This window comes from Streptomyces sp. NPDC101118 (assembly GCF_044759445.1).
GTDB lineage: Bacteria > Actinomycetota > Actinomycetes > Streptomycetales > Streptomycetaceae > Streptomyces.
This window is the reverse complement of record NZ_JBIVZG010000006.1, coordinates 212,997-235,754: the sequence shown is the minus strand read 5'-3', so window position 1 is coordinate 235,754 and position 22,758 is coordinate 212,997. Positions and strand designations below refer to the sequence as shown.

At 72.6% G+C, this 22,758-nt stretch carries 20 protein-coding genes and 1 pseudogene; 11 read left to right on the top strand and 10 right to left on the bottom strand.

Features of this window, described 5'->3' with window-relative positions; genetic code table 11:
* Window positions 1-395: 395 nt before the first annotated feature.
* Window positions 396-1,373 (bottom strand): annotated as a pseudogene (locus ACIQUQ_RS13800) (glycoside hydrolase family 26 protein); the annotation flags it as partial.
* 150 nt (window positions 1,374-1,523) lie between these two features.
* On the opposite strand from ACIQUQ_RS13800, the gene ACIQUQ_RS13795 reads away from it, so the two are divergent.
* From ACIQUQ_RS13795 to ACIQUQ_RS13780, 4 genes are all read left to right on the top strand, one after another.
* The gene (locus ACIQUQ_RS13795; RefSeq protein WP_403974952.1) at window positions 1,524-2,948 is read left to right on the top strand and encodes an ATP-grasp domain-containing protein; all 1,425 of its coding nucleotides are present in this window, start codon (window positions 1,524-1,526) and stop codon (window positions 2,946-2,948) included.
* 59 nt (window positions 2,949-3,007) lie between these two features.
* Window positions 3,008-4,294 (top strand): NAD(P)-binding domain-containing protein, encoded by a 1,287-nt coding sequence (locus tag ACIQUQ_RS13790; RefSeq protein ID WP_403974950.1) that lies wholly within the window; start codon window positions 3,008-3,010, stop codon window positions 4,292-4,294.
* Window positions 4,295-4,564: 270 nt separating this feature from the next.
* On the top strand, window positions 4,565-6,646 hold the full coding sequence (locus tag ACIQUQ_RS13785) for a SpoIIE family protein phosphatase (protein WP_403974947.1): 2,082 nt from the start codon (window positions 4,565-4,567) through the stop codon (window positions 6,644-6,646).
* Window positions 6,647-6,766: 120 nt separating this feature from the next.
* On the top strand, window positions 6,767-6,934 hold the full coding sequence (locus ACIQUQ_RS13780) for a hypothetical protein (protein WP_399949683.1): 168 nt from the start codon (window positions 6,767-6,769) through the stop codon (window positions 6,932-6,934).
* Between the two features lie 35 nt (window positions 6,935-6,969).
* On the opposite strand, the gene ACIQUQ_RS13775 is transcribed toward ACIQUQ_RS13780, so the two are convergent.
* On the bottom strand, window positions 6,970-7,407 hold the full coding sequence (locus tag ACIQUQ_RS13775; protein ID WP_403974945.1) for a DUF6299 family protein: 438 nt from the start codon (window positions 7,405-7,407) through the stop codon (window positions 6,970-6,972).
* A 163-nt stretch (window positions 7,408-7,570) separates the two neighbouring features.
* On the opposite strand from ACIQUQ_RS13775, the gene ACIQUQ_RS13770 reads away from it, so the two are divergent.
* A complete protein-coding gene (locus tag ACIQUQ_RS13770) occupies window positions 7,571-8,197 on the top strand; it encodes a hypothetical protein (protein WP_403974943.1) in 627 nt (208 codons plus the stop codon).
* Between the two features lie 57 nt (window positions 8,198-8,254).
* The gene (locus tag ACIQUQ_RS13765; protein ID WP_403974941.1) at window positions 8,255-8,752 is read left to right on the top strand and encodes a DUF5949 family protein; all 498 of its coding nucleotides are present in this window, start codon (window positions 8,255-8,257) and stop codon (window positions 8,750-8,752) included.
* A 158-nt stretch (window positions 8,753-8,910) separates the two neighbouring features.
* Here ACIQUQ_RS13765 and ACIQUQ_RS13760 read toward each other — a convergent pair whose 3' ends face one another.
* The 3 genes from ACIQUQ_RS13760 to ACIQUQ_RS13750 form a co-directional block, all read right to left on the bottom strand.
* Window positions 8,911-10,173: a cytochrome P450 gene (locus ACIQUQ_RS13760; protein WP_403974939.1), complete on the bottom strand. Its 1,263-nt coding sequence runs from the start codon at window positions 10,171-10,173 to the stop codon at window positions 8,911-8,913.
* A 103-nt stretch (window positions 10,174-10,276) separates the two neighbouring features.
* Complete coding sequence (locus tag ACIQUQ_RS13755) at window positions 10,277-11,443, bottom strand: low temperature requirement protein A (RefSeq protein WP_403974936.1); 1,167 nt, start codon at window positions 11,441-11,443, stop codon at window positions 10,277-10,279.
* A 145-nt stretch (window positions 11,444-11,588) separates the two neighbouring features.
* Window positions 11,589-11,855, bottom strand: a complete 267-nt coding sequence (locus ACIQUQ_RS13750) for a hypothetical protein (protein ID WP_403974933.1) — start codon at window positions 11,853-11,855, stop codon at window positions 11,589-11,591.
* A gap of 170 nt (window positions 11,856-12,025) precedes the next feature.
* Between ACIQUQ_RS13750 and ACIQUQ_RS13745 the strand changes: the two genes are divergently transcribed.
* The 5 genes from ACIQUQ_RS13745 to ACIQUQ_RS13725 all read left to right on the top strand — a co-directional run bounded on the left by ACIQUQ_RS13745 (window position 12,026) and on the right by ACIQUQ_RS13725 (window position 18,717).
* Entirely contained in the window at window positions 12,026-13,450 is a 1,425-nt protein-coding gene (locus tag ACIQUQ_RS13745) for an MFS transporter (RefSeq protein ID WP_403974931.1), read from the top strand.
* Between the two features lie 323 nt (window positions 13,451-13,773).
* Window positions 13,774-16,044, top strand: coding sequence for a formate C-acetyltransferase (gene pflB, locus ACIQUQ_RS13740; RefSeq protein WP_403974928.1), 2,271 nt, complete (start codon window positions 13,774-13,776; stop codon window positions 16,042-16,044).
* Between the two features lie 148 nt (window positions 16,045-16,192).
* Window positions 16,193-17,008, top strand: a complete 816-nt coding sequence (gene pflA / locus ACIQUQ_RS13735) for a pyruvate formate-lyase-activating protein (protein ID WP_403974925.1) — start codon at window positions 16,193-16,195, stop codon at window positions 17,006-17,008.
* Window positions 17,009-17,081: 73 nt separating this feature from the next.
* On the top strand, window positions 17,082-18,503 hold the full coding sequence (locus ACIQUQ_RS13730) for a NarK family nitrate/nitrite MFS transporter (RefSeq protein WP_403974923.1): 1,422 nt from the start codon (window positions 17,082-17,084) through the stop codon (window positions 18,501-18,503).
* A 31-nt stretch (window positions 18,504-18,534) separates the two neighbouring features.
* Window positions 18,535-18,717, top strand: coding sequence for a hypothetical protein (locus ACIQUQ_RS13725; protein ID WP_399949717.1), 183 nt, complete (start codon window positions 18,535-18,537; stop codon window positions 18,715-18,717).
* 10 nt (window positions 18,718-18,727) lie between these two features.
* On the opposite strand, the gene mscL is transcribed toward ACIQUQ_RS13725, so the two are convergent.
* From mscL to ACIQUQ_RS13700, 5 genes are all read right to left on the bottom strand, one after another.
* The gene (gene mscL / locus ACIQUQ_RS13720) at window positions 18,728-19,216 is read right to left on the bottom strand and encodes a large conductance mechanosensitive channel protein MscL (protein WP_403974920.1); all 489 of its coding nucleotides are present in this window, start codon (window positions 19,214-19,216) and stop codon (window positions 18,728-18,730) included.
* A 126-nt stretch (window positions 19,217-19,342) separates the two neighbouring features.
* A complete protein-coding gene (locus ACIQUQ_RS13715; protein ID WP_403974917.1) occupies window positions 19,343-19,807 on the bottom strand; it encodes a hypothetical protein in 465 nt (154 codons plus the stop codon).
* Window positions 19,808-20,035: 228 nt separating this feature from the next.
* The gene (locus tag ACIQUQ_RS13710; RefSeq protein WP_403974914.1) at window positions 20,036-20,869 is read right to left on the bottom strand and encodes an S-methyl-5'-thioadenosine phosphorylase; all 834 of its coding nucleotides are present in this window, start codon (window positions 20,867-20,869) and stop codon (window positions 20,036-20,038) included.
* Between the two features lie 97 nt (window positions 20,870-20,966).
* Complete coding sequence (locus ACIQUQ_RS13705; RefSeq protein ID WP_403659152.1) at window positions 20,967-21,284, bottom strand: FmdB family zinc ribbon protein; 318 nt, start codon at window positions 21,282-21,284, stop codon at window positions 20,967-20,969.
* 67 nt (window positions 21,285-21,351) lie between these two features.
* A complete protein-coding gene (locus ACIQUQ_RS13700; RefSeq protein ID WP_403974912.1) occupies window positions 21,352-22,686 on the bottom strand; it encodes an MFS transporter in 1,335 nt (444 codons plus the stop codon).
* Window positions 22,687-22,758 lie beyond the last annotated feature (72 nt).

The window sequence follows — 22,758 nt, the reverse complement described above, 5'->3', positions numbered from 1 at the left end:
CCGAACATCTCGTCGAACCAGTCGCCGAAGTCGAGCGGCATGCACCATTCGCGCTCGGCGGGCGGCGTGGGCTTCGGGGGTTCGGGCGACGGCTTGGGAGTCGGCTTCACCGGGCTCGGCTTCGGCGTGGGATTCACCGGGCTGGGCTTGGGCGAGGGGTTGAGGGGCGAGGGCTTGGGCGACGGCTCGACCGGGCTGGGCTTGGGCGTGACGACCGGCGGTGTGATGACCGGCGGTGTGATGACCGGGGGCGTGATGACCGGAGGCGTGATGACCGGAGGCGTGACGACCGGCGGGGTGATCACGGGCGGGGTGACGACCGGAGGCGTGACCACCGGCGGTGTCACGACCGGCGGGGTGACCACCGGGGGCGTGACCACGGGCGGCTTGTACGAGAGCGCCTCGCGGAACACCTGCGAGGAGCGCGGGTTCTGCCCGCACTGCCAGACGCCGTGCGGGCAGTAGTCGGTGATCGTGTGGTAGAGCGGCTTGTGCTGCTGGATCCACTGGAGCATGCGCCGCATGTACTCGGGGTTGTCGCCGTTGCGGAACAGCCCCCACTCCGGGTACGAGATGCGCTTGCCGTGCTCCTTCGCGAAGTCCACGTGCTGCTGCAGCCCGTACGGCTGGCTGATCTGCTCGTCGAAGGTGCGCCCCGGCGCCTGGTCGTACGAGTCCATGCCGATGATGTCGACCACGTCGTCGCCCGGGTAGCAGCGGGTCCACCCGATGGCGTCCGTCCCGCGGTTGGGGGCGAAGTCGAAGCGGAACTCCTGGCCGGGCACCGAGCGCATCGTGGTGACGATCCGCTTCCAGTACGCCTTCCAGTTCTCCGGGTCGGGCGCGCACCGGTGCGTGTACGTCACGCCGTTCATCTCCCAGCCGAGCACGATCACCGTGTCCGGCACGCCCAGGTCCACCAGGCGCTCGGCGAGCTTCCTGAAGTGGTGGTCGTACGCGCCCTGCGCGCCCGACCTGATCAGCTGGGCGACCTGGTGGTCGGGGACGCCGGCCTCGTTCCGCTCCTGCATCGGGACGTTGAGCACGAACAGCCGGTCGGCCTTGGCCCTGCGCCACTTCGCCCAGCTGTCCAGGAAGTCCGGGGCGCCCTCGATGTTCGACCACGCGTCGCCGGGCAAGTAGGTGTGCCCGACGCGGAGTTCGGTGCCGCCCAGCCACGTGGACAGCTGCGGGATGCGGTCCACGCCGGGTGCCCCGTAGTGGAGATAGGCGCCCATGGCGGTGTCGCCCGCCCCGCCCCGTTTCCCCGGTCCGTCGTCGGGGGCGGCGGCGAGGGCGGCACCGGTGGCGAGCAGGCCGGCCGTGACCGTCCCGAGGCAGGTGCTCGCCAGTCTGCGGCGGTGAGAGGACATGGCGGCTCCAGAGGCTTCCTGAATCGATGCGCTTAGCAAAGACGTTAGGCAGTCAATCCGACTAATGGCCTGTCTGATGACCCGTTGATGGGCCATTCGCGACTGCCAACCCCCTCCGCTTGCTCCGACTAGGTGAAAGACAGCGTTCCCATGGCCGTGTTCGCCACCGATGTGCCCGCACTTCTGCTCCGCCTCGACCGCAACCCCTTCCACCACGGCACCCTCGGCGCCGTCAGATCCCTGGGCCGCCAGGGCGTGGAGGTGCACGCCGTGGTCGAGGCGGACGGCGGACCGGTGGCCCGCTCGCGCCACCTGCGGGCGGCCCACCCGGCCCCCGAGGGCGACCTCGGCCCCGACGCCCTCCTGGACTGCCTCACCGGGGTGTCGGAACGCATCGGACGGCCCGCGGTGCTCTTCGCCATGGACGACCTCGGCGCCATCACGGTCTCCCGCATCGCCCCCCTGCTCGCCGGCCGCTACCTGCTGCCCTCCCAGCCCGGCGAACTCCCCGCCCGCGTGGCCGACAAGGCCGAACTCGCCGCCCTCTGCGCCCGCTGGGACGTCGGGCACCCCGAGACCGTCGTCCCCGCCAGCGGCGCCGAGGCCGCCGAGGCCGCCTGGCGCCTCGGCCTGCCCGCCGTCGCCAAGTGGAGCCGCCCCTGGCTGCTGCCGCCGGACAGCGGGCTGCGCAGCACCACCCTGGTCACCACCGCGGCCGAGGCACGGAGGCTGTACGAGCGGACCGCCGAAGCCGGCAGCCCCCTGCTGCTCCAGCGCTTCCTGCCCGGCGGCCCCGACACCGACTGGTTCTTCCACGGCGCCTTCGCCCGCGGCGGCCGGCCGCTGCTCACCGGCTCCGGCCGCAAGGAGCTGTCCTGGCCGGTGCGCACGGGCCTCACCGCCGTCGGCCGCTGGCTGCCCGACCCGGCCGCCGAGGAGGCCGGGCTGCGCCTCGCCGCCCGCCTCGGCTACCAGGGCATCCTCGACCTTGACTTCCGCCGGGACGAGCGCGGCCGCCTGCGGCTGCTGGACTTCAACCCCCGGCCCGGCGCCCAGTTCCGGCTCTTCACCGACACCGCGGGGCTGGACGTCGTACGCGCCCTTTACCTGGACCTCACCGGGCAGCCCGTGCCCGAGCGGGCGGGCGGCCCCGGCCGGGTGTTCGTCGCCGAGAACTACGCGCTGCTCGCCGCGCTGGCCACCCGCGGCGCCGCCCCGCGCCGGGCCGGCGCGCGGATCGAGCCCGCCTGGTTCGCCGCGGACGACCCGCTGCCCTTCCTCGCCATGGCCCGCGCCTTCCTGGGCCGGGGCCTGCACAAGGGCGGCCGCCGCCTGTGGGGGACGCTTCGGGGCGTGCCCGCCGGGGGCCGGCGGACGGCCCGCGCCGTCGTACGGGTGCCCCGCGCCTTCGTACGCGCGGCGCCCCGGGCCTTCGTACGGGCCCCGCGCGCCGTCGTACGGGCGCCCCGGCAGCGGGGCGGCGACCCGCTGCCCGCACCCGCGCACCCCCTGCGCGCGCCCGCCTCCGCCGACGCCGTCCGGGACCGCCCCGAGCGCGCCCCGGCGACCCGCTGACCCGGTACGGCCGATGGACCGGCACGACCGATGCCCCACCGACGAAAGGGCGTGATCCCATGAACCGCACGGACGATCTCGTGGTGATCGGAGCGGGCCCCTACGGGCTGTCGATCGGCGCCCACGCGGCGGCCGCCGGACTGGCCGTCCGGGTGCTCGGCCGCCCCATGGAGTCCTGGCGCGACCACATGCCCGGCGGCATGTACCTCAAGTCCGAGCCCTGGGCCTCCAACCTCTCCGACCCCGCCGGCCGCCACACCCTCGCCGACTACTGCGCCGGCCGCGGCCTGGTCGCCGAGCACGGCCGGCCGCTGCCGATCAGCGCCTTCAGCGAGTACGGGCTCTGGTTCGCCCGGCACGCCGTCCCCGAGGTGGAGGAGCGCACCGTCACCGCCGTCGCCCCGCACGGCACCGGCTTCCGAATCACCACCGACGAGGGTCCGCCGCTGCTGGCCAGGACCGTGGCCCTGGCGGTCGGCGTCATGCCCTTCCGGCACTACCCCCGGGCCCTGCGCGCCCTGCCCGGCGAGCACTGCTCGCACAGCAGCGGCCACCAGGACCTGGGCCGCTTCCGGGGCCAGGACGTGATCGTCGTCGGCGGGGGCCAGGCGGCGATGGAGACCGCCACGCTGCTGGCCGAGCTGGGCGCGCAGCCCCGGCTGGTGGCCCGGGCCGGGCGGCTCAACTGGAACACCCCGGCCAAGCCCCTGTCCCGCAGCCCGCTGCGGCGGATGCGGGACCCGCACAGCGGCCTCGGCACCGGCTGGCGGAACTGGGTGTACGCCGAGCTGCCCGGCGCCGTACGGCGGCTCCCGGCCGCCCGGCGCGAGCGGATCGCCGCCACCGCCCTGGGCCCCGCGGGGGCCTGGTGGCTCCGGGAGCGCTTCGAGGAGCGGGTGCCGGTCCTGCTGGGGCACCGGCTGCTCAGGGCGGTGCCCGCGGGGTCGCGGACCCGGCTCGGGCTGACCACCGCCGGGGGCGAGGACGTCGTACTGGAGGCCGGACACGTCATCGCGGCGACCGGGTTCGTACCGGACCTGGCGCGCCTGGACCTGCTGGACGACAGGCTGCGGGCCGGGCTGCGGCGGGTCGGGTCGGGCGGGACGCCCGAGCTCACCGCCGGCTTCGAGTCCTCGCACCCCGGACTGTTCTTCGCGGGACTGCTCACCGCTCCCTCATTCGGCCCTTCCATGCGATTCGTGCACGGCGCGGGCTTCGCTGCGGGGAGACTGGTGGGAGGAGTCAGGCGGCGCCTCGGAGGCCGGGGCCCGCTGCCCGGGTCTTCCCGCGCCCGCTCCGCCGGTCCGGGGCGGGGAGCCGGGTACCCGACGTCGTCCGTGCGGTGAGAGGGGTCGGCGATGAGCCCGGACCGAGCAGAGGGGCGGGGCTGGGTGCGCATCCCGGCCAGCCGGGTGGAAGCCCGGCCGTACGCCGGACCCGCCGCGCCCCCGGCGTACCCGGACCAGTCCACGATCTACCTGTCGCTCGTCAGACGGTGGCGGGAGGCTGGAAGGACCCTTCCCGGGCATCCTGACCCAGAATGGGAACGGCTGATCTCCCAGCCGTGCTGGCCCGGTCCGTAGCGTCCGACGTCCGTAGCGTCCGGAGGGAGTCCCATGGCGGAGGCTGAGTCGGGTGCGGAGGAACGGGGCCCGGTGGCGGTGCCCGCCGTCGGACCCGGGGAGCGGCTCGCCCTGAACAAGATGGGCAGCTTCGACTGGGACCTGGACAGCGGGCGGCTCGACCTCGACGCCGGCGCCCTGTCGGTCTTCGACCTGGAGCCGGAGGAGTTCGACCACACCTCCTCAGGCCTGGGCCTCCGCATCGCTCCGGAGGACGGGACGCGGCTCCAGGCCGTCGTGCAGGCCGCCCTCGACGCCGGCGACACCGAGTACGGCTCGTACTTCACCGTGCAGCGGCGCGACGGCACCGAGCAGTGGACCCACACCCAGGGCCGGATCATGCGCGACGGGGACGGCAAGGGCCGCCGGATCCTCGGGATCGTCCGCAACGCCACCGCCGAGCTCGCGCACTCCACGCTGCTGCGCAAGCTGGAGGCGGCCCGCGCCAAGCAGACCACCATCGTGCAGCGCACCACCGAGGCCCTCTCGCGTGCGGTCACGGTCGACGACGTCACCGCCGTGCTGACCGGCGCCGGCGCGCTGGAGCGGCTGGGCGCGGACGGGCTGGCCCTGGGCCTCGCCGAGAACGGCACGATGAAGATCATCGCGCTGAGCGGCGAGTCCCTGGAGATCCTCGACGAGCGCCGCTACACCCGGCTGGACGGCTCGCTGCCCCTCTCGCAGGCGGTGCTCACCCGCAGGGCCCGCTTCGTGACCTCGCTGCACGCCCTCGCGGACGAGTTCCCGCTGCTCGGCGACTACCTGCGGCGGATCGAGTTCGACGCGGCCGCCTACCTGCCGCTGATCGCCCAGGACACCGCCATCGGCGGGCTGGTGCTCTTCTACCGCAGGCGCAGCGAGTTCAGCCCCGAGGAGCGCAACCTCTGCCTCGGCCTGGCCGGCATCGTCGCGCAGTCGCTCCAGCGGGCCCTGCTCTTCGACCAGGAGCGCGAGTTCGCCACCGGACTCCAGGCGGCCATGCTGCCCCGCCGGATCCCCGAGATCAGCGGCGGGGAGATCGCGGTCCGCTACCACTCCGCGTGGAGCGGCCGGGAGGTCGGCGGCGACTGGTACGACGTGATCGCCCTGCCCCGCGACCGGGTGGGGCTGGTCGTGGGCGACGTACAGGGCCACGACACCCACGCGGCCGCGATCATGGGCCAGCTGCGGATCGCCCTGCGCGCGTACGCGGGCGAGGGCCACCCGCCCTCGACGGTGCTGGCCAGGGCCTCGCGCTTCCTCGCGGAACTGGACACCGAGCGCTTCGCGACGTGCACGTACGCCCAGGTCGACCTGGAGACGGGCGGGGTGCGTGCGGTCCGCGCCGGCCACCTCGGCCCCCTGATCCGGCACACCGACGGTCGCACCGGCTGGCCGAACCTGCGCGGCGGGCTGCCCCTCGGGCTCGCCTCGGTCTTCGCGCAGGAGGAGTTCCCCGAGACCCGGCTCGACCTGGTGCCCGGCGAGACCCTGGTGCTCTGCACGGACGGCCTGGTGGAGGAGCCGGGCACCGCCATCACGGCCGGCATGGAGGCCCTGGCCCACGCGGTCAGGAGCGGCCCCCAGGAGGCCGGCGCGCTCGCCGACCACCTCTCCGACCGGCTCTGGGAGCGCTGGGGCTCGGGCGACGACGTGGCCCTGCTGGTGCTGCGCCGGGCGCCGGACCCGGGCACCCACCGGGCCCCGCGCATCCACCAGTACGTGCACCAGGCGGACCCGGAGGGGCTCTCCGAGGCCCGGTACGCGCTGCGCCAGGCGCTGCGGGACTGGGGCATGCCGGAGCTGGCCGACGACGTGGAACTCGCGGCCGGAGAACTGCTGGTCAACGCCCTGCTGCACACCGACGGCGGCGCGGTGCTCACCATGGAGGTGCTGCCGGAGCCGGTCCGGCGGATCCGGCTCTGGGTGAAGGACCGTTCCAGCGTCTGGCCGCGGCGGCGCTCGCCGGGAGAGGCGGCCACCACGGGACGCGGGCTGCTGCTGGTGGACGCGCTGGCCACGCACTGGGGAGTGGAGTCCCGGGGCGACGGCAAGGCCGTGTGGTGCGAGTTCGCGGGCCCGGCCGAGGGCACGTGAGACGGGCCCGGCGCGGCCGGTGACCGGCCGCGACGGATCGCTCGGCGTGCCCGGGCGGTCACGTCGAGTTGTGGGGCGGGCGGTGCCGGGTGACCATCGGCGTATGGAACGGATTCAGCCATGCGGTGGATGACCAAGGGGGCCCTGACGGGGCTGCTGCTCCTCGTGCTCGCGGTCGTCGCGCTGCCGCTCGCCGCCGCGCGGACGGCGGACCGGGCCCCGGAGGGACCCGGCTGCCGCACGGTGGCGTACATGTCGGTCGTGGGCGTCGGCGCCGAGTGCCCGTAGGTGCGGCGGCGCCGGCACCGCCGGCGCGGCCGGCGTCAGGACCGGTGGTCGACGAGGGCGACCCCCTCCTCGTGGCCGGCCAGCCCGCGGGGCAGCGGCAGCCAGCCGGAGTTCTCCAGGGTCATCAGCCGGGCCTGCACGCGTGCCGGACCCTCGCGGAAGCCCAGGTCGCCGCCCAGCGGCTCGACGGGTCCGCTGCTGGACCACGGGTGTTCGCCCCCGTCGCAGACCGCGTCGGTCGACCCGAAGCCGATCTGCCGGCCGTTCTGCTCCAGGCTGCTCGTCAGGAAGACCGCCCGGTCGGGTGACGCGCCGGAACAGCGGTAGGTGCCGGAAAGGGTGACCGTACCGTCGGGTGCGATGTGCACTTCGTCCCGTACGGAAATCTGACCGGAGAATGCGTCGGCCGCGGCGGGTGAGGTGAAAGTCGCCAGTGCGGCCAGGGTGGCGAGGGCGAGTCCGGTGATGCGCATGATGCCTTCCGGGGGTGGGGGGAACGGCGGCGGTGCGCCGCCGAATCGAATTGTGCTGATCGCGCGGGGCGAACTCACTCGCCGTGCCCCGTGTCGTTGGGTGCATTTGTCCGCGCGGCCGCGTGAGTATGGCGGGAATTCGAATCCCCGGAAGGGACCCCCCATGCGTCGAGCCGCGCCCCTCTCCCTGGCCCTCCTCCCCCTTCTGCTGCTCGGGTCCGCCGCGTGCCAGAGCGCCCAGGGGGGTGCGGGCGGCGCTCCCGCCGTCGCGCCGCCGCTGACCGGGCGCGACGACGCGCGGGGCGGCGCGGACGCGGAGGGTGCCGACGCCGCGGACGCGGTGGTCCGGGGGCAGGAGCGGGCCGGCAGCCGGGCCGGGGCGGCCCGGATCGGGGACACGGTGAACTTCCGGGGGCGTGAACTGGGCCGCCACCTCCAGGCCGTGCTGCACGCGTACGTCGACCCGGCGGTCAGTGCCGCCAGGGAGTACGCGCCCGCCGCGGGCAAGCGGTGGGTGGGTGCCGGGATGCGGTTCGTCAACGTCGGAGGTGCCTCGTACGGGGCGCTCGGGAGCATGTGGGCGATCGACGCCGAGGGGGTGCGCCACCCCTCCGTGCCCACGGGTGAACTGACCACCGGAAAACCGCTCCCCTTCGATTCCCTCGCCGTCGGCGAGCAGGCCGAAGGCTGGGTCGTGTTCGAAATTCCGGAGAACGTGCGCATCGTCCGTCTCCAGTACCGCGACGCGAACATGCAGGCGAATTCCGGAGAGGGTTTCTGGCAGGTCTAGTCCGAGGGGGTGAAGGGGCGGGAAAGGGCGCCGGAAAATGCCACTAGGGTGCCGCGCATGACTTCGACTCACACCGAATCCGCGGTACGCGGGAACCAGCTGGGCACCCTTTCCGTCCTCGCCTGGATCGGCGACCCGGAGGAGGGCCACGACATCCCCTACCTGCTCGCCTACTCCCTCGGCGACGGCGAGGGCGGGCCCGAGGCGGGCGAGGCGGCCGTGCGGGCGCTGCTGGAGAAGACGGGCCTGCCGATCGGCGACGTCGTCCTCGACGGCACGCGGATGCCGAGCCTCCCGGTCACGGTCCTGGTCGAGGCCGAGCAGGCGGTGCTCACGATGCCGGGCATGAACGTGCAGTGCCCCGCCCCGCCGGAGTGGGTGGCCGCCGCCGACGAACTCGGCCAGGTGTACTTCCTGTTCGCGACCCGCCCCTGGCCCGAGGCCACGCCGGGCCGCCCGGTCAGCCCCGAGCAGCTCCAGGCCTTCGCGGGCGACGAAGGGGTGCTGACCAGCAGCGCCCACTGCCTGCTGCCGGTGACCAAGCTCCGCAAGTGAGCGGGTAGTTCCCCGGTTCCTCCCCGGACGGGGGCGCGGGGAGGGCGGCCGCCGCCGGGCTCCCAGCCTGCCCGGTGGCGGCCCGTCCCCGGCACCGGGGGCGGGCCCCCGTACGCATGGCCCCCGTACGCATGGCCGCCGTACCGCCGTCGACGGCCTTACGGTCGGCGCTCGCCCGGGCAGGAGAACGCGAACCGCAGCGACCTGACCCGGTTGTCGAAGTTGGAGCCCGCGAGATCGGGCAGCCCGACCGCCCGCAGGCCCACCGGCCGGGTCAGCAGCTCGTGGAACAGCGCCTTCATCTCCACCTTCGCCAGGTGCGCGCCCAGGCAGAAGTGCGGGCCGCCGCCGCCGAACCCGAGGTGCGGGTTGGGGCTCCGGGTGATGTCGAAGGCGTCGGGGTCCGGAAAGACCGCCTCGTCGCGGTTGGCGGACGCGTAGTAGAGCACCACCTTGTCGCCCGGCCGGAAGGTGTGCCCGCCCAGCGTGTGCTCGGTGGTCACCGTCCGGCGGAACTGGATGATCGGCGTCGAGTGCCGGATCATCTCGTCCACCGTCCCGTCCGCGTACCGCTCGAAGTCCGAGAGCAGCAGCTCGCGCTGGTCCGGGAAGTCGGTGAGCAGGCTCAGCCCGTGGGTGATGGCGTTCCGCGTGGTCTCCACCCCCGCGACCATCAGCAGCGAGAAGAAGGCGCCCAGCTGGCGGGCGCCCAGCGCCTGCCCGTCGACGTTCGCGCACACGAGGGCCGAGATCAGGTCGTCGGTGGGGTGACGGCGTCGCTCGCGGCCGATGCCCGCGACCATCCGCTGCATCCGCGCCAGCGCCCGCAGGCCCCGGCCGGGCATCCGCAGGCGGGCCGCCAGGCCGCGCTCCACGCCGATGTTCTCGGAGGCGTGGTTGACGCGGTCCGCGATCTCCGGCCGGTACTCCTCCGGAATGCCCATCATGTTGCAGATGACCTCCAGCGGCAGCCGGGAGGACACGGCGGCGACGAACTCGTCCGGGCGCCGGTCGAGCATGTCGTCCACGATCCGCGCGGCCACCTTGTGGATGTCGCGCTCGGCCTCGGCCAGCAGCCGCGGGGTGAACGCCCGCGAGACGATCTTCCTGAGCCGGGCGTGGTCCGTGCCGTCCAGGTTGACCATCGAGTCGCCGAACAGGGCCCGTACCCAGCGCGCGGGTTCCGGGGTGGTGACCCCCGGCGCGCTGGCGAAGACCTTCGGCAGCCGGCTGGCCTCGGTCACGTCGGCGTGCCTGACCAGCGCCCAGTGGCCGCGCTCCGGCCCCCGCCACGAGGCCGGCCGCTCACGGAAGTAGGCCGGCCCGTCGAGGGCGCGCAGCCGCGCGAACTCCCTGAGGCGGTCGGCCGGGGCCAGTTGCCAGAACGCCGGATCGGCGAGGTTCCCTGTCACGGCCGTCATCCTCACGTGCCGCGGGGCGGGTTGCGGGCCCGTACGGCGGATGGGCGGCCAGATTCCACCCATCGTGTGAGGCGGGATGCGTTTACGTGGACACGGGCGCTCGTTACACGGACATCCGGGCGGGGGGACCGGTCCGCTCGGTCAGGACGACGCCCACGGCCACCGTCAGGGCCGACACCAGACCGGCCACCAGGACCGCGGCGTCGCCCGCGAACGAGCAGGCCAGCACGGCCAGCGCGGACACCGGCAGGACCAGCTGCTGCACCGCGCCGCGCTTGAAGTGGCGGGAGTGCAGCAGCCAGACGGTGATCAGGAAGACGGCGGTGGGCACGGTCACCGACAGGTTCGCGGCGAACTGCGAGATGTGCCCCTCGCCCGTCGCGTGCTCGACGGCCACCTCGATGCCGGCGCCGATCGCCGCGGCCGACCCGAAGATCACGTAATGGCCGTAACCCCAGGGGATGGCCTCGCGGTTGCTGGTGAGGATCTCGTGGCCGGGCACGGCGAAGTAGATCCACCAGGCCGCGAAGACGACCAGCAGACCGCCCGCCGCGATGGGCAGCAGCTCGTCCAGCGCCTCGTGCTCGTCGAGCGCGGACTGGACCGCCACGGTCGCCGCCGCGATGGTCTCGCCGAGCACGATGATGGTGAACAGCCCGTACCGCTCGGCGATGTGGTGCGCGTGCCAGGGCGTCTCGAAGCCGCGCTCGGCCACCATCGGCACGGCCAGCTCGGCCACCACCAGCACGAGGAACAGCCAGCGCCTGCTGCTCTCCGGAGCCGCCAGCAGGGCCACCCAGCCCACCTGGCAGATCACCAGCCCGACGGCGTACGTGAGGGCCGTGCGCCGGGCCGGGCCCTGCTCGCCGGCGGCGGCGCGCAGCCACTGGGTGGTGAGCGCCAGGCGCATCAGCACGTAGCCGAGGACCGCGACGGTCCAGTCGTTGTCGTTGAAGGCGCGCGGCACGCCGGCGGAGTAGACGAGCACGCCGGAGATCTGCACCAGGGTCGCGATCCGGTAGGGCACGTCGTCGACGTCGTAGGCGGAGGCGAACCACGAGAAGTTCATCCAGGCCCACCACACCCCGAAGAACACGAACAGGTAGCCGGTGATGCCGGCCGCCGCATGGTCCTCGATCAGGGCGTGCACCAGCTGTTTGCCGGCCTGCGCGACGGCGACGACGAAGCACAGGTCGAAGAAGAGCTCCAGCGGGGTGGCCGCGCGGTGTTCCTCGTCGCGGCTGCGGGCGGTCATCGGTTGGTACGCCATGCCGCCCAGCACACCAGAAGGGGCCCGTCCGGGCGGGCCGGACGCGCGGCGGGGCCGCCCGGCATGCCTCGGGTGGTCGCGGGGGGTGTGCCGGGGCGCGGCTCGGGTGCGGGGGAGTGGGCGAGGCCGCGGGTGCGGGGTGCCGTCAGGCGGCCCGTCCGGCCCCGGGGGCGTACGGGTGCCGGGCGCGCGTCTCCTCGTACCGGCGCAGCATCAGCCGGGCCGGCCGGGGGTGGTCCGCGAGCGGCGCGGTGACGGCCCAGGCCCCGGTGCCGGCCGGCGCCCGGATGAACCGGCCGGGGGCGAGCAGGTGGGCGGCGACGGCGGTCCGGTGGTGGCCTTCGGCGAGGGCCGGGGCCCGGTCGTCGAGGTGCCCGACGCGCGGCCGCCGGACGCGCAGGGCGGCGGTCAACCGGGACCCGGCCGGAGCTGCGGACCTGAGTACTGCAGGGCACGTGCCGACGGGCCGTGGGGCGACGGGACCTTTTCCGTTTCCCACGGTCCGTTCGCCTCTGATGTGAGGGCCCCCGCGGGGCGAATCCTGGAAAAGTCAGGCAACGTACCAACCTCCGGGAAGATCCGATGACTTCCGCTATCCAGGACGCGCGCACGACGCAGGGCGGACGTGCGCAATCGCCCGATCCCGAGCAGTACCGGCCAGGACGCACGATCACCGACTGGGCCCCGGAGGACCCCGCCTTCTGGCGGTCCACCGGCAAGAAGGTGGCCACCCGCAACCTCTGGATCGCGGTCCCCGCCTTGCTCGTGGCCTTCGTGGTCTGGCAGGTGTGGAGCATCACCGCGACCAACCTCAAGGACGTCGGCTTCGGCTTCAGCCAGTCCCAGCTGTTCTGGCTGACCGCCGTGCCCGGCATCACCGGCGGTACCGCCCGGATCTTCTACACCTTCCTCGGCCCGATGATCGGCCAGCGCCGGTTCACCGCCATCTCCACCGTGGTGCTCGTCGTCCCGCTGCTGTGGCTGGGCTTCGCGGTGCAGAACCCGGAGACCCCGTACGGCGTGATGGTCGCCATCGCCGCGCTCTGCGGCATCGGCGGCGCCAACTTCTCGTCCTCGCTGGCGAACATCGGCTTCTTCTACCCCAAGCAGGAGAAGGGCAACGCCACCGGCATCAACGGCGGCCTGGGCAACCTGGGCGTCTCCGTGGTGCAGCTGCTGACCCCGATCCTGATCACCTCCTCGGTGCTGGCGATCGGCGCGGGCCAGAAGAAGGCGAACGGCTCGGAGATCTACCTCCAGAACGCCGCCTTCGTGTGGGTGCCGGTGCTGGTGGTCCTGGCGGCCGTGGCCTGGTTCGGGCAGAACGACCTGAAGGTCGCCTCGACCCCCTTCAGCCAGCAGAAGATCATCTTCAAGCGCAAGCACAACTGGCTGATGACCTGGCTGTACGTCGGCACCTTCGGCTCGTTCATCGGCTTCGCGGCGGCCCTGCCGCTGCTGATCAAGACCACGTTCCCGGCCTACTCGGTCGCCACGTACGCCTGGATGGGCCCGGCGCTGGGCGCGCTCGCCCGGTGGGCGGGCGGCTGGATCGCCGACAAGCTGGGCGGCGCGCGGGTGACGATCCTGTCCTTCGTGGGCATGGCGCTCTCGATCATCGGAGTGATCAACTTCCTGCCGGCCGGCGGCGGTGAGGGCAACTTCTACGGCTTCTTCTTCTGCTTCCTGTCGGCGTTCTTCTTCTCCGGCATCGGCAACGGCTCGACCTTCCGGCAGATCCCGGTGATCTTCCGCGGGCAGCACCTGAAGGGCCTGACCGAGGGCACCCCGGAGTACGCCAAGGCACTGAAGCAGGCCGAGATCGAGTCCGGCGCCGTCACCGGCTTCACGGCCGCGATCGCCGCCTACGGCTTCTTCTTCATCCCGGCGATGTTCGCCAACTTCGCGGTGACCAGCGCGATGTGGGGCTTCGTCGGCTTCTACGCCAGCTGCATCGTGGTGGCCTGGTGGTTCTACGCCCGCAAGGGTGCCGAAGCGCCGAGCTGACCCCGCGCTCTCGGGGCTGCTCCAGCCGGGGGCGATGGTCGCGGCCATCGCCCCCGGCTCGCGCACGGGCGGGGCGGCCATGGGGCTGCGGGGCGCGGTCGGCATCCCTCCCCTGGCCGCCCAGATTCTTGTGAATGCATTCACAAGCTCACTAGGGCCCTAAGTCCCGACGAAAATCCCAGGTCAAAGAGGGTGTCGGAGGGAGTGCCGGGCGGCGGGTAGGACCTCCGGTCCGCAGCAGGGGACCAATGCGGCGCCAAATGATCGATCAAAAGGCGTGCAATGGAAGCAAGCAATGAGGCGAGATCGGAAGGTTGCGGGTCATGACTGCTGCTCGTACGGAGACGACCGTGAACGGCGGAGCCTGGGAGGGCTTCAAGGGCGGCCTGTGGCGCGACGCCATCGACGTCCGTGACTTCATCCAGCAGAACTACACCCCCTACGAGGGCGACGACGCGTTCCTCGCCGGCCCCACCGAGCGCACCACCGCCGTGTGGAAGGCGATCACGGACCGCTTCCCCGAGGAGCGGGAGAAGGGCGTCTACGACGTCGCCCACGACATCCCCTCCACCATCACCGCCCACGCCCCCGGCTACATCGACCGCGACAAGGACCTGATCGTCGGCCTCCAGACGGACGCCCCGCTGAAGCGGGCGATCATGCCGTACGGCGGCTGGCGCATGGTCGCCGGCGCCCTGGAGACCTACGGGTACCCGGTCTCGGCCGAGCTGGAGAAGGTCTTCACCGAGTACCGCAAGACCCACAACGCCGGTGTCTTCGACGCCTACACCCCCGAGATCCGCGCCGCCCGCAAGGCCGGCATCGTCACGGGCCTCCCGGACGCCTACGGCCGCGGCCGCATCATCGGCGACTACCGCCGCGTCGCGCTCTACGGCGTCGACCGCCTCATCGCCACCAAGAAGGACGAGAAGGACGAGCTCAACGCCCTCCCGCGGGACCCCGCCGCGGTCGAGGAGACCATCCGCCTCCGCGAAGAGCTGTCCGAGCAGATCAGGGCGCTCGGCGAGCTCAAGGCCATGGCCGCCTCGTACGGGTACGACATCTCCGGCCCGGCCGCCACCGGCCGCGAGGCCATCCAGTGGCTGTACTTCGCCTACCTGGCCGCCGTGAAGGAGCAGAACGGCGCAGCCATGTCGCTGGGCCGCACCTCCACCTTCGTCGACGTCTACCTCCAGCGCGACATCGAGGCCGGCCTCCTCACCGAGGAACAGGCCCAGGAACTGGTGGACGACTTCATCATCAAGCTCCGCATCGTCCGCTTCCTGCGCACCCCCGAGTACGACGAGCTGTTCTCCGGCGACCCGACCTGGGTCACCGAGTCCATCGCCGGCATGGGCGAGGACGGCCGCCCGCTCGTCACCAGGACCTCCTTCCGCTACCTCCAGACCCTCTACAACCTCGGCCCGGCCCCCGAGCCGAACATGACCGTCTTCTGGTCGCCCCGGCTCCCGCAGGGCTTCAAGGAGTTCTGCGCCAGGGTCTCGATCGACACCTCCTCCGTGCAGTACGAGTCGGACGAGCTGATGCGCCCCCGCTTCGGCGACGACACCGCCATCGCCTGCTGCGTCTCCGCGATGCCGGTCGGCAAGCAGATGCAGTTCTTCGGCGCCCGGGTGAACCTCGCCAAGACCCTGCTCTACGCGATCAACGGCGGCCGGGACGAGAAGTCCGGCGCCCAGGTCGGCCCGGAGACCGGGTCCATCACCGCCGAAGTCCTCGACTACGACGAGGTGATGGCGAAGTTCGACGAGCAGATGGAGTGGCTCGCGAACGTCTACGTCCACGCGCTGAACGTCATCCACTACATGCACGACAGGTACGCGTACGAGCGCATCGAGATGGCGCTCCACGACCGCGACGTGCGCCGCACCATGGCCTGCGGCATCGCCGGCCTCGCGGTGGCCGCCGACTCCCTCTCGGCCATCAAGCACGCCAAGGTCACCGTCCACCGCGACGACACGGGCCTCGCCACCGACTACACCGTCGAGGGCGACTACCCGGCCTACGGCAACAACGACGACCGCGTCGACGACATCGCCGTCTGGCTGGTCGAGGAGTTCATGAAGAAGGTGCGCAAGCACCCCACCTACCGCAACGCCGAACACACCCAGTCGGTCCTGACCATCACCTCCAACGTGGTCTACGGCAAGAAGACCGGCAACACCCCCGACGGCCGCCGGGCCGGCGAGCCCTTCTCCCCGGGGGCCAACCCGATGAACGGCCGCGACACCCACGGCTACGTCACCTCGGCGCTGTCGGTCGCCAAGCTCCCCTACGAGGACGCCGAGGACGGCATCTCGCTGACCAGCACCGTCACCCCCGACGGCCTGGGCCGCACCCCCGAGGAGCGGATCAGGAACCTGGCGGGTGTGCTCGACGGCTACACGGCCAGCGACGGCTTCCACATGAACGTCAACGTCCTCAACCGCGACGTGCTCGAGGACGCCATGGCACACCCGGAGAACTACCCGCAGCTCACCATCCGCGTCAGCGGCTACGCGGTGAACTTCGTCCGGCTGACCCGCGAGCAGCAGCTCGACGTCCTCAACCGCACCTTCCACGGCTCCCTCTAGAGCCCCCCCGACCGCGCGGCCCGGGGCCCGGCCCTCACCCCGGCCCCGGGACCGCGCGCCACCACCGGGCACCGCCGGCCGCAGCCTCCGGCGACCGGACCGTCCGAGACCAGACAGCCCGAGACCAGACAGTCCAGGAGCGCCTGCCATGACCATCCTGCTGGGCCAGAACCTCCCCCGTGCCACCGCCGGCCCCGCCGCCGTCACCCCCGCCGCGGCCGTCACCGGCCGCCCCAGCGAGGGCTCCGTGCACTCCTGGGACCTGTCGACCGGCGTCGACGGCCCGGGCACCCGCTTCGTCACCTTCCTCTCCGGCTGCCCCCTGACCTGTCTCTACTGCCACAACCCCGACACCTGGCGGATGCGGAACGGCAGGCGGACCTCCGCCGACGACGTCATCGCCGAGGCCGCGAAGTACACGCGCTTCATCGCCGCCTCCGGCGGGGGAGCCACGATCTCCGGCGGCGAACCGCTCCTCCAGCCCGTCTTCGCCGGCGAGCTGCTGCACCGCATGAAGCACGAACTCGGCCTGCACACCGCCCTGGACACCTCGGGTTTCCTCGGCGTGAGGGCCACCGACGCGCTCCTGCGCGACGTGGACCTCGTCCTCCTCGACATCAAGTCCTGGGACCCCGCCACCTACCGCAAGGTGACGGGCCGCCCGCCGGCACCCACCCTGGACTTCGCCCACCGTCTCGCGGACCTCGGCAAGGAGGTGCACGTGCGCTTCGTGCTCGTGCCCGGCCTCACCGACGCCCCGGCCAACATCGAGGGAGTGGCGTCCTTCGCCGCCTCCCTCGGCAACGTCTCCCGCGTGGACGTGCTGCCCTTCCACAAGCTGGGGGAGGGGAAGTGGCAGGCGCTCGGCATGGAGTTCACCCTCCACGACACCCCGTCCCCGACGGCCGGGCAGGTCGCGCACGCCCGGGGCGTATTCGCCGCCCAGGGCCTGGACGCCGTGTGAGCCCCGGGTCCCGTTGGGCCGTCCGCGGGACGCACGACAGGCCGAATATGGACATCCGACCTAGCGTGGACGAGTGTCCATACCGACCAGAACCACCCCGCGCTCGCACCGGGCGGAGACCTACAAGCCCGGATCGACCATCGTCGAGTGGCGTCCCGAGGACGATGCCTTCTGGCAGGCCACCGGCAAGCGGGTGGCCACCCGCAACCTGTGGATCTCGATCCCCGCACTCATGCTGGGCTTCGTCGTCTGGCAGGTCTGGTCCGTCACCGTCGTCCGGCTCGGGGACGTCGGCTTCGGCTTCTCCAAGTCGCAGCTCTTCTGGCTGACCGCCGTCCCCGGCATCACCGGCGGCACCTTCCGGATCCTCTACACCTTCATCGGCCCCATCTTCGGCGAGCGGAAGTTCACCGCCTTCAGCACGCTGATCCTGGTGGTCCCGATGCTCTGGCTCGGCTTCGCCCTCCAGGACACCGGCACCCCCTACTGGGAGATGGTCCTCATCGCGGCCGTCTGCGGCATCGGCGGCGCCAACTTCGCCTCGTCCATGGCGAACATCGGCTTCTTCTTCCCCAAGCGCGAGAAGGGCAACGCCAACGGCCTCAACGGCGGCCTGGGCAACCTCGGCGTGAGCGTCGTCCAGCTGGTCGCCCCGCTGGTCGTCACCGCCGCCGTCCTGGGCGCCCCCGCCGGCGGCCCCCAGCACGACACCAAGAAGGACACCGACGTCTGGCTCCAGAACGGCGCCTTCGTCTGGGTCCCGCTGCTCGTCGTCATGGCCCTGCTGGCGTGGTTCCTGATGAACGACCTCAAGGTCGCCGCCGCCCCCTTCAGCCAGCAGAAGATCATCTTCAAGCGCAAGCACAACTGGCTGATGACCTGGCTCTACGTCGGAACCTTCGGCTCCTTCATCGGCTTCGCCGCCGGCCTGCCGCTGCTCATCAAGGACAACTTCGAGTCCCAGGGCTACCAGGCCCTCACCTACGCCTGGGTCGGCCCGCTGGTCGGCGCGCTCACCCGCTGGGCCGGCGGCTGGCTCTCGGACCGGATGGGCGGCGCCAGGGTGACCATGCTGTCCTTCGTCGGCATGGCCGCCTCCCTCGTCGTGGTGATCTTCGCCCTGCCCCACGACGGCGACCAGGGCAGCTTCTGGACCTTCTACACCGGCTTCCTGGCCGCGTTCTTCTTCTCCGGCCTCGGCAACGGCTCGACCTTCCGGCAGATCCCGGTCATCTTCCGGGACCAGCACGCCAGGGCCGCGCAGGGCCAGGGCGAGCAGGCGCAGGCCGCCGCGCTGAAGCAGTCCGAGATGGAGGCGGGAGCGGTCACCGGCTTCTCCTCCGCCATCGCCGCCTACGGCTTCTTCTTCATCCCCGCCATGTTCGCGAACCTCCACGTGACCACAGCGCTGTGGATCTTCATCGGGTTCTACGCGACCTGCCTCGCGGTCTGCTGGTGGTTCTACGCCCGCAAGGGCGCCGAGGCGCCGAGCTGAGCCACCCGCACCCCGGCCGTACCCTGGAGCCATGAGCAGCACCGCCCCCACCCCCGAGCCCGCGCCCCGGCCGAAGCCCGCGCTGATCTTCGACGACCCCCTGGACCGGCAGTCCTCGGACGACACGGACCACGGGTGGGGCGAGCGGCCACCCGCCGACAGCGCCGCGGACCTCGCGCGCTTCCTCGACGAGAAGCCGCCCCACCACCTCTGAGCGGCCCGGACTAGTCCGCGACGGGGGCCCGGTGGGCGCCGGTGCCGCCCTCGCGCTGGGTGACCAGGTGGTCGCGGATCTCCTTCAGCACCTCCAGTTCGGTGATCTCGACGATCTCCTGCACGCCCTCGCGGGCCTTGCGCCGGTCCTCCTGGCGGGCCAGGTACTTCGACATGGGCAGCACCATCAGGAAGTACACGACCGCCGCGGTGATCACGAACGTCAGCGTGGCGTTCAGCACCGAGCCCCAGAGGAGGTTCACCCCCGTCGGGTTGCCCGCCCCGTCCACCCCACAGGGCTCCTTCAGGCAGGTCGCGTACACGTCCAGGTTCTTCGTGCCGACCGCGCCGACCAGGGGGCCGATGATCCCCTTCACCACGGAGTTCACGATGTTCGTGAACGCCGCGCCGATGACCACGGCCACCGCGAGGTCGACCACGTTGCCGCGCATCAGGAAGGCCTTGAACCCCGCCAGCACGCCGACCTTCTTCTCGCTCACCACTGAGCCTCTCTTCACGGGTGTCACAGGACACGGAGCCAACGGTTCCGAAAACTACGGCAGTCGGGCCGCGCAGTGTCCAATCGACGCACACCTCAAGGCGACTTGACCGGGCGTGTGTACGAATCAACACAGTGTCACCGCCAGTCGAGCCACCGCACCCGCCCCCACCAGCGCCCGCGCGGTCTCCCGCGGCACCGACAGGACCACCAGCGCCCCCGCGTCCCGGGCGCCCTCCTCCGGCACCGGAACGGCACTCACCCGCGCCGCTGCCGCCACCACCCGGGGCCGCTCCCGCTCCCGCCCGGGCTCGCCCGCGGCCACCACGTCCACCCGGTCCCCGGCCCGCAGCAGCCGGACCGTCGCCGCGTCCGCGATCCGCACCGGCGCGGACACCAGCGGCACCGCGGCCGGCGCCACCACGGGCCGCACCGGCGCCGGGTCCCCGCGCGAGGCCTCCGCCCGCGGACCGGCAGCCGCCAGCGCGGCCGCCACCACCGCCAGCCCGGCCGCGGTCGCCCGGCGTCTGCGCCGCAACGCCCTGCGCAGCCGGGCCGCGCCGCCTCCCCGTACCCGCAGGGGCTCGAACATCGGCACCGCGCGCGGCGGGGGACACGTAACGGAGGGGAAGGCATCGGATCCGGACATGACGAACACCGCCCATCGTGAGGCTCCAGCACCGGGCACTCCGCCCGGACAGCCCCCACGATCCGCCACCCGGCCCCCACCCCGCTCCGCCCTGTGGACCGCCCACAGCATGTGGAAAACCCCGCCACCCACACGGGTGACGGGGTTACGTTCCGACGGCGGCGCGGCGCCCTACGGCAGCTCGATCCCCAGGTCCCAGCCGTCGTGCGCGTGGGTGCACAGGCAGTCGCGCTCGTCCGTCTTCGGCAGCGCCTCCACGGCGTCGAAGAGCACCGACCGCAGCCGCCCGATGTTCTCGCCGAACACCCTCAGCACCTCGGTGTGCGAGACGCCCTCACCGGTCTCCGCGCCCGCGTCCAGGTCCGTGACCAGGGCCATCGAGGTGTAGCAGAGCCCGAGCTCGCGGGCCAGGACCGCCTCCGGGTGCCCGGTCATGCCGACCACCGACCAGCCCATGGCCGCGTGGAACTGCGACTCGGCGCGAGTCGAGAAGCGGGGCCCCTCGATGACCACCATCGTGCCGCCGTCCACCGGCTCCCAGGAGCGCCCGCGGGCGGCCGCCACGGCCACCCGGCGCCCGGCGGGGCAGTACGGGTCGGCGAACGTCGTGTGGACGACGTTCGGCCGGGTGCCGTCCGGCAGCGGCTCGCCGTCGAAGAAGGTCTGCTCGCGGCCCTTCGTACGGTCGACCAGCTGGTCCGGCACCAGCAGGGTCCCCGGCCCGTACTCGGCGCGCAGGCCGCCCACCGCGCAGGGGCCCAGCACCTGGCGGACGCCCACCGAGCGGAGCGCCCACAGGTTGGCCCGGTAGTTGATCCTGTGCGGCGGCAGGTGGTGGCTCCGGCCGTGCCGCGGGAGGAAGGCGACGGAGCGGTCCGCGATCCGCCCGATGTAGAGCGAGTCGCTGGGCTTTCCGTAGGGCGTCTCGACCGCCAGCTCCGAGACGTCCTCCAGGAAGGAGTAGAAGCCCGAGCCGCCGATGACACCGATCTCTGCATGCACCATGCCGTTCACCCTAGCGGGGGATGCCGAAGACCCCGCCGTCCGACAGGACGACGGGGTCTTCGCGCGAGCGGTGCAAGCAGGTGCGAGCGGTCCGCGGTCAGGCGGCGGAGCTGCTGCTCGACGAGGAAGCCGAGGAGGCCGGGGAAGAGGCCGAGGACGAAGCCGCCGGGGCGGACGACGTGCCGGACGACGAGCTCGACGAGGCGGGCTTCGAGGCGGGCGTGCTGCTCGAAGAGGCGCCACGGCTGTCGTTGCGGTAGAAGCCCGAGCCCTTGAACACGATGCCGACCGCGGAGAACACCTTCTTGAGGCGTCCCTTGCAGCTCGGGCACTCGGTCAGGGCGTCGTCGGTGAACTTCTGCACCGCCTCGAGGCCTTCGCCGCACTCGGTGCACTGGTACTGGTAGGTCGGCACGAATTTCCTCCTGGCACTCTGACTCGATGAGTGCTAACGAAACTCCATGGTGACGTATTCCGCCCGATCAGTCCACCGTCACCGGCACGCGGTGACCGACACCACGCTCGGCGGACCGCCCGCCCGCGGGCTTGGCCACGGTCGTGACCGGCGTCGTCGCCGAGGCGCTGACGATCCGGCTCGGGGCCTTCGGGGCGAGCTGCGAACGCAGCGCCACCAGGGTCACGAAGGCCAGCGCGGTGGCCGCCAGCGGGACCAGGAAGCCCGCGCCGGAGCCGTACGCGTCGGCCAGCCGGCCGGCGACGGTGACGGCGGCGGCCTGGCCCAGCGCCACGGCGCCGGTCAGCCAGGTGAAGGCCTCGGTACGGGTGGCGGCCGGGACCAGCTTCTCGACCAGCGTGTAGCCGGTGATCAGCGCCGGGGCGATGGACAGGCCCACCAGCAGGCCGAGGCCCGCGAGCAGGTAGACCGAGTGCGCGGCCCACAGCACCGAGGCGGCCACGGTCAGCGCGGCGTAGCCGAGGATCAGCCGGCGGCGCGGGCCGATCTTCCAGGCGATGGCGCCGCAGGCGATGCCCGCGATCATGTTGCCGGCGGCGAAGACGCCGTACAGGACGCCGTTGACGCCCGGGTTGCCGATCTCCTCGGAGAAGGCCGTCAGCGAGACCTGCATGCCGCCGAAGACGGCGCCGATGCCCAGGAACGCGACGATCAGGACGCGCACACCGGGGATGGACAGGGCCGAGGCGTGCCTCTCGCCCGCCGCGGCGGCGCGGCCGTGCGGCTTGGGCTGCGTGGCCCGCTGTGCGGCGAAGAGCAGACCGCCGAGCAGGGTCAGGGCGGCCTCGGTGACCAGGCCGGCGGCCGGGTGCACGCCGGTGCACAGCGCGGTGGCCAGCACGGGGCCCACGACGAAGGTGAACTCGTCCGTCACGGACTCGAAGGCCGCGGCGGTCGGCAGCAGCGGCGAGCCCTCCAGGCGGGCGGCCCAGCGGGCCCGCACCATCGGGCCGACCTGGGGTACGGAGGCACCGGCCGGGACGGCGGCCAGTGCCAGCGCCCACAGCGGCGCGCCGAGCAGCGCGAGGGCCGTCAGGCCGCTCACGGCGGCGGCGTGCGCCAGGACGACGGGGAACAGCACGGCGCTCTGGCCGAACCGGTCGGCCAGCTTGCCCATCTGCGGGGCGAAGAGGGCCATGGAGACACCGGTGACGGCGGCCACGATGCCGGCGCTGCCGTAGGAACCGGTGGTGTGCTGGACCAGGAGCACGATGCTGATGGTCAGCATGGCGAAGGGCTGCCGGGCGGCGAACCCCGGGAGCAGGAAGCTGATGGCGCCGGGCGTGCGCAGGAGCTGCCCGTAGCCCGGACGGGACTTCTCGGTCGTGACCGCGGATGCCACGGCCTTGCCTTTCTGCCGCCTGGTAGAGCCCCCGTCTGCGGACGGCGCGTGCTTTGTGGGCCGCGCCCGTAC

Coding starts and splice junctions, on each gene's coding strand:
- ACIQUQ_RS13780 (WP_399949683.1), top strand. CDS start 6,767: ATGCGGTGGATGACCAAGGGGGCCCTGACGGGGCTGCTGCTCCTCGTG.
- pflB (WP_403974928.1), top strand. CDS start 13,774: ATGACTGCTGCTCGTACGGAGACGACCGTGAACGGCGGAGCCTGGGAG.
- ACIQUQ_RS13795 (WP_403974952.1), top strand. CDS start 1,524: ATGGCCGTGTTCGCCACCGATGTGCCCGCACTTCTGCTCCGCCTCGAC.
- ACIQUQ_RS13755 (WP_403974936.1), bottom strand. CDS start 11,443: ATGGCGTACCAACCGATGACCGCCCGCAGCCGCGACGAGGAACACCGC.
- ACIQUQ_RS13745 (WP_403974931.1), top strand. CDS start 12,026: ATGACTTCCGCTATCCAGGACGCGCGCACGACGCAGGGCGGACGTGCG.
- ACIQUQ_RS13770 (WP_403974943.1), top strand. CDS start 7,571: ATGCGTCGAGCCGCGCCCCTCTCCCTGGCCCTCCTCCCCCTTCTGCTG.
- ACIQUQ_RS13785 (WP_403974947.1), top strand. CDS start 4,565: ATGGCGGAGGCTGAGTCGGGTGCGGAGGAACGGGGCCCGGTGGCGGTG.
- ACIQUQ_RS13715 (WP_403974917.1), bottom strand. CDS start 19,807: ATGTTCGAGCCCCTGCGGGTACGGGGAGGCGGCGCGGCCCGGCTGCGC.
- ACIQUQ_RS13775 (WP_403974945.1), bottom strand. CDS start 7,407: ATGCGCATCACCGGACTCGCCCTCGCCACCCTGGCCGCACTGGCGACT.
- ACIQUQ_RS13725 (WP_399949717.1), top strand. CDS start 18,535: ATGAGCAGCACCGCCCCCACCCCCGAGCCCGCGCCCCGGCCGAAGCCC.
- ACIQUQ_RS13710 (WP_403974914.1), bottom strand. CDS start 20,869: ATGGTGCATGCAGAGATCGGTGTCATCGGCGGCTCGGGCTTCTACTCC.
- ACIQUQ_RS13790 (WP_403974950.1), top strand. CDS start 3,008: ATGAACCGCACGGACGATCTCGTGGTGATCGGAGCGGGCCCCTACGGG.
- pflA (WP_403974925.1), top strand. CDS start 16,193: ATGACCATCCTGCTGGGCCAGAACCTCCCCCGTGCCACCGCCGGCCCC.
- ACIQUQ_RS13760 (WP_403974939.1), bottom strand. CDS start 10,173: ATGACGGCCGTGACAGGGAACCTCGCCGATCCGGCGTTCTGGCAACTG.
- ACIQUQ_RS13765 (WP_403974941.1), top strand. CDS start 8,255: ATGACTTCGACTCACACCGAATCCGCGGTACGCGGGAACCAGCTGGGC.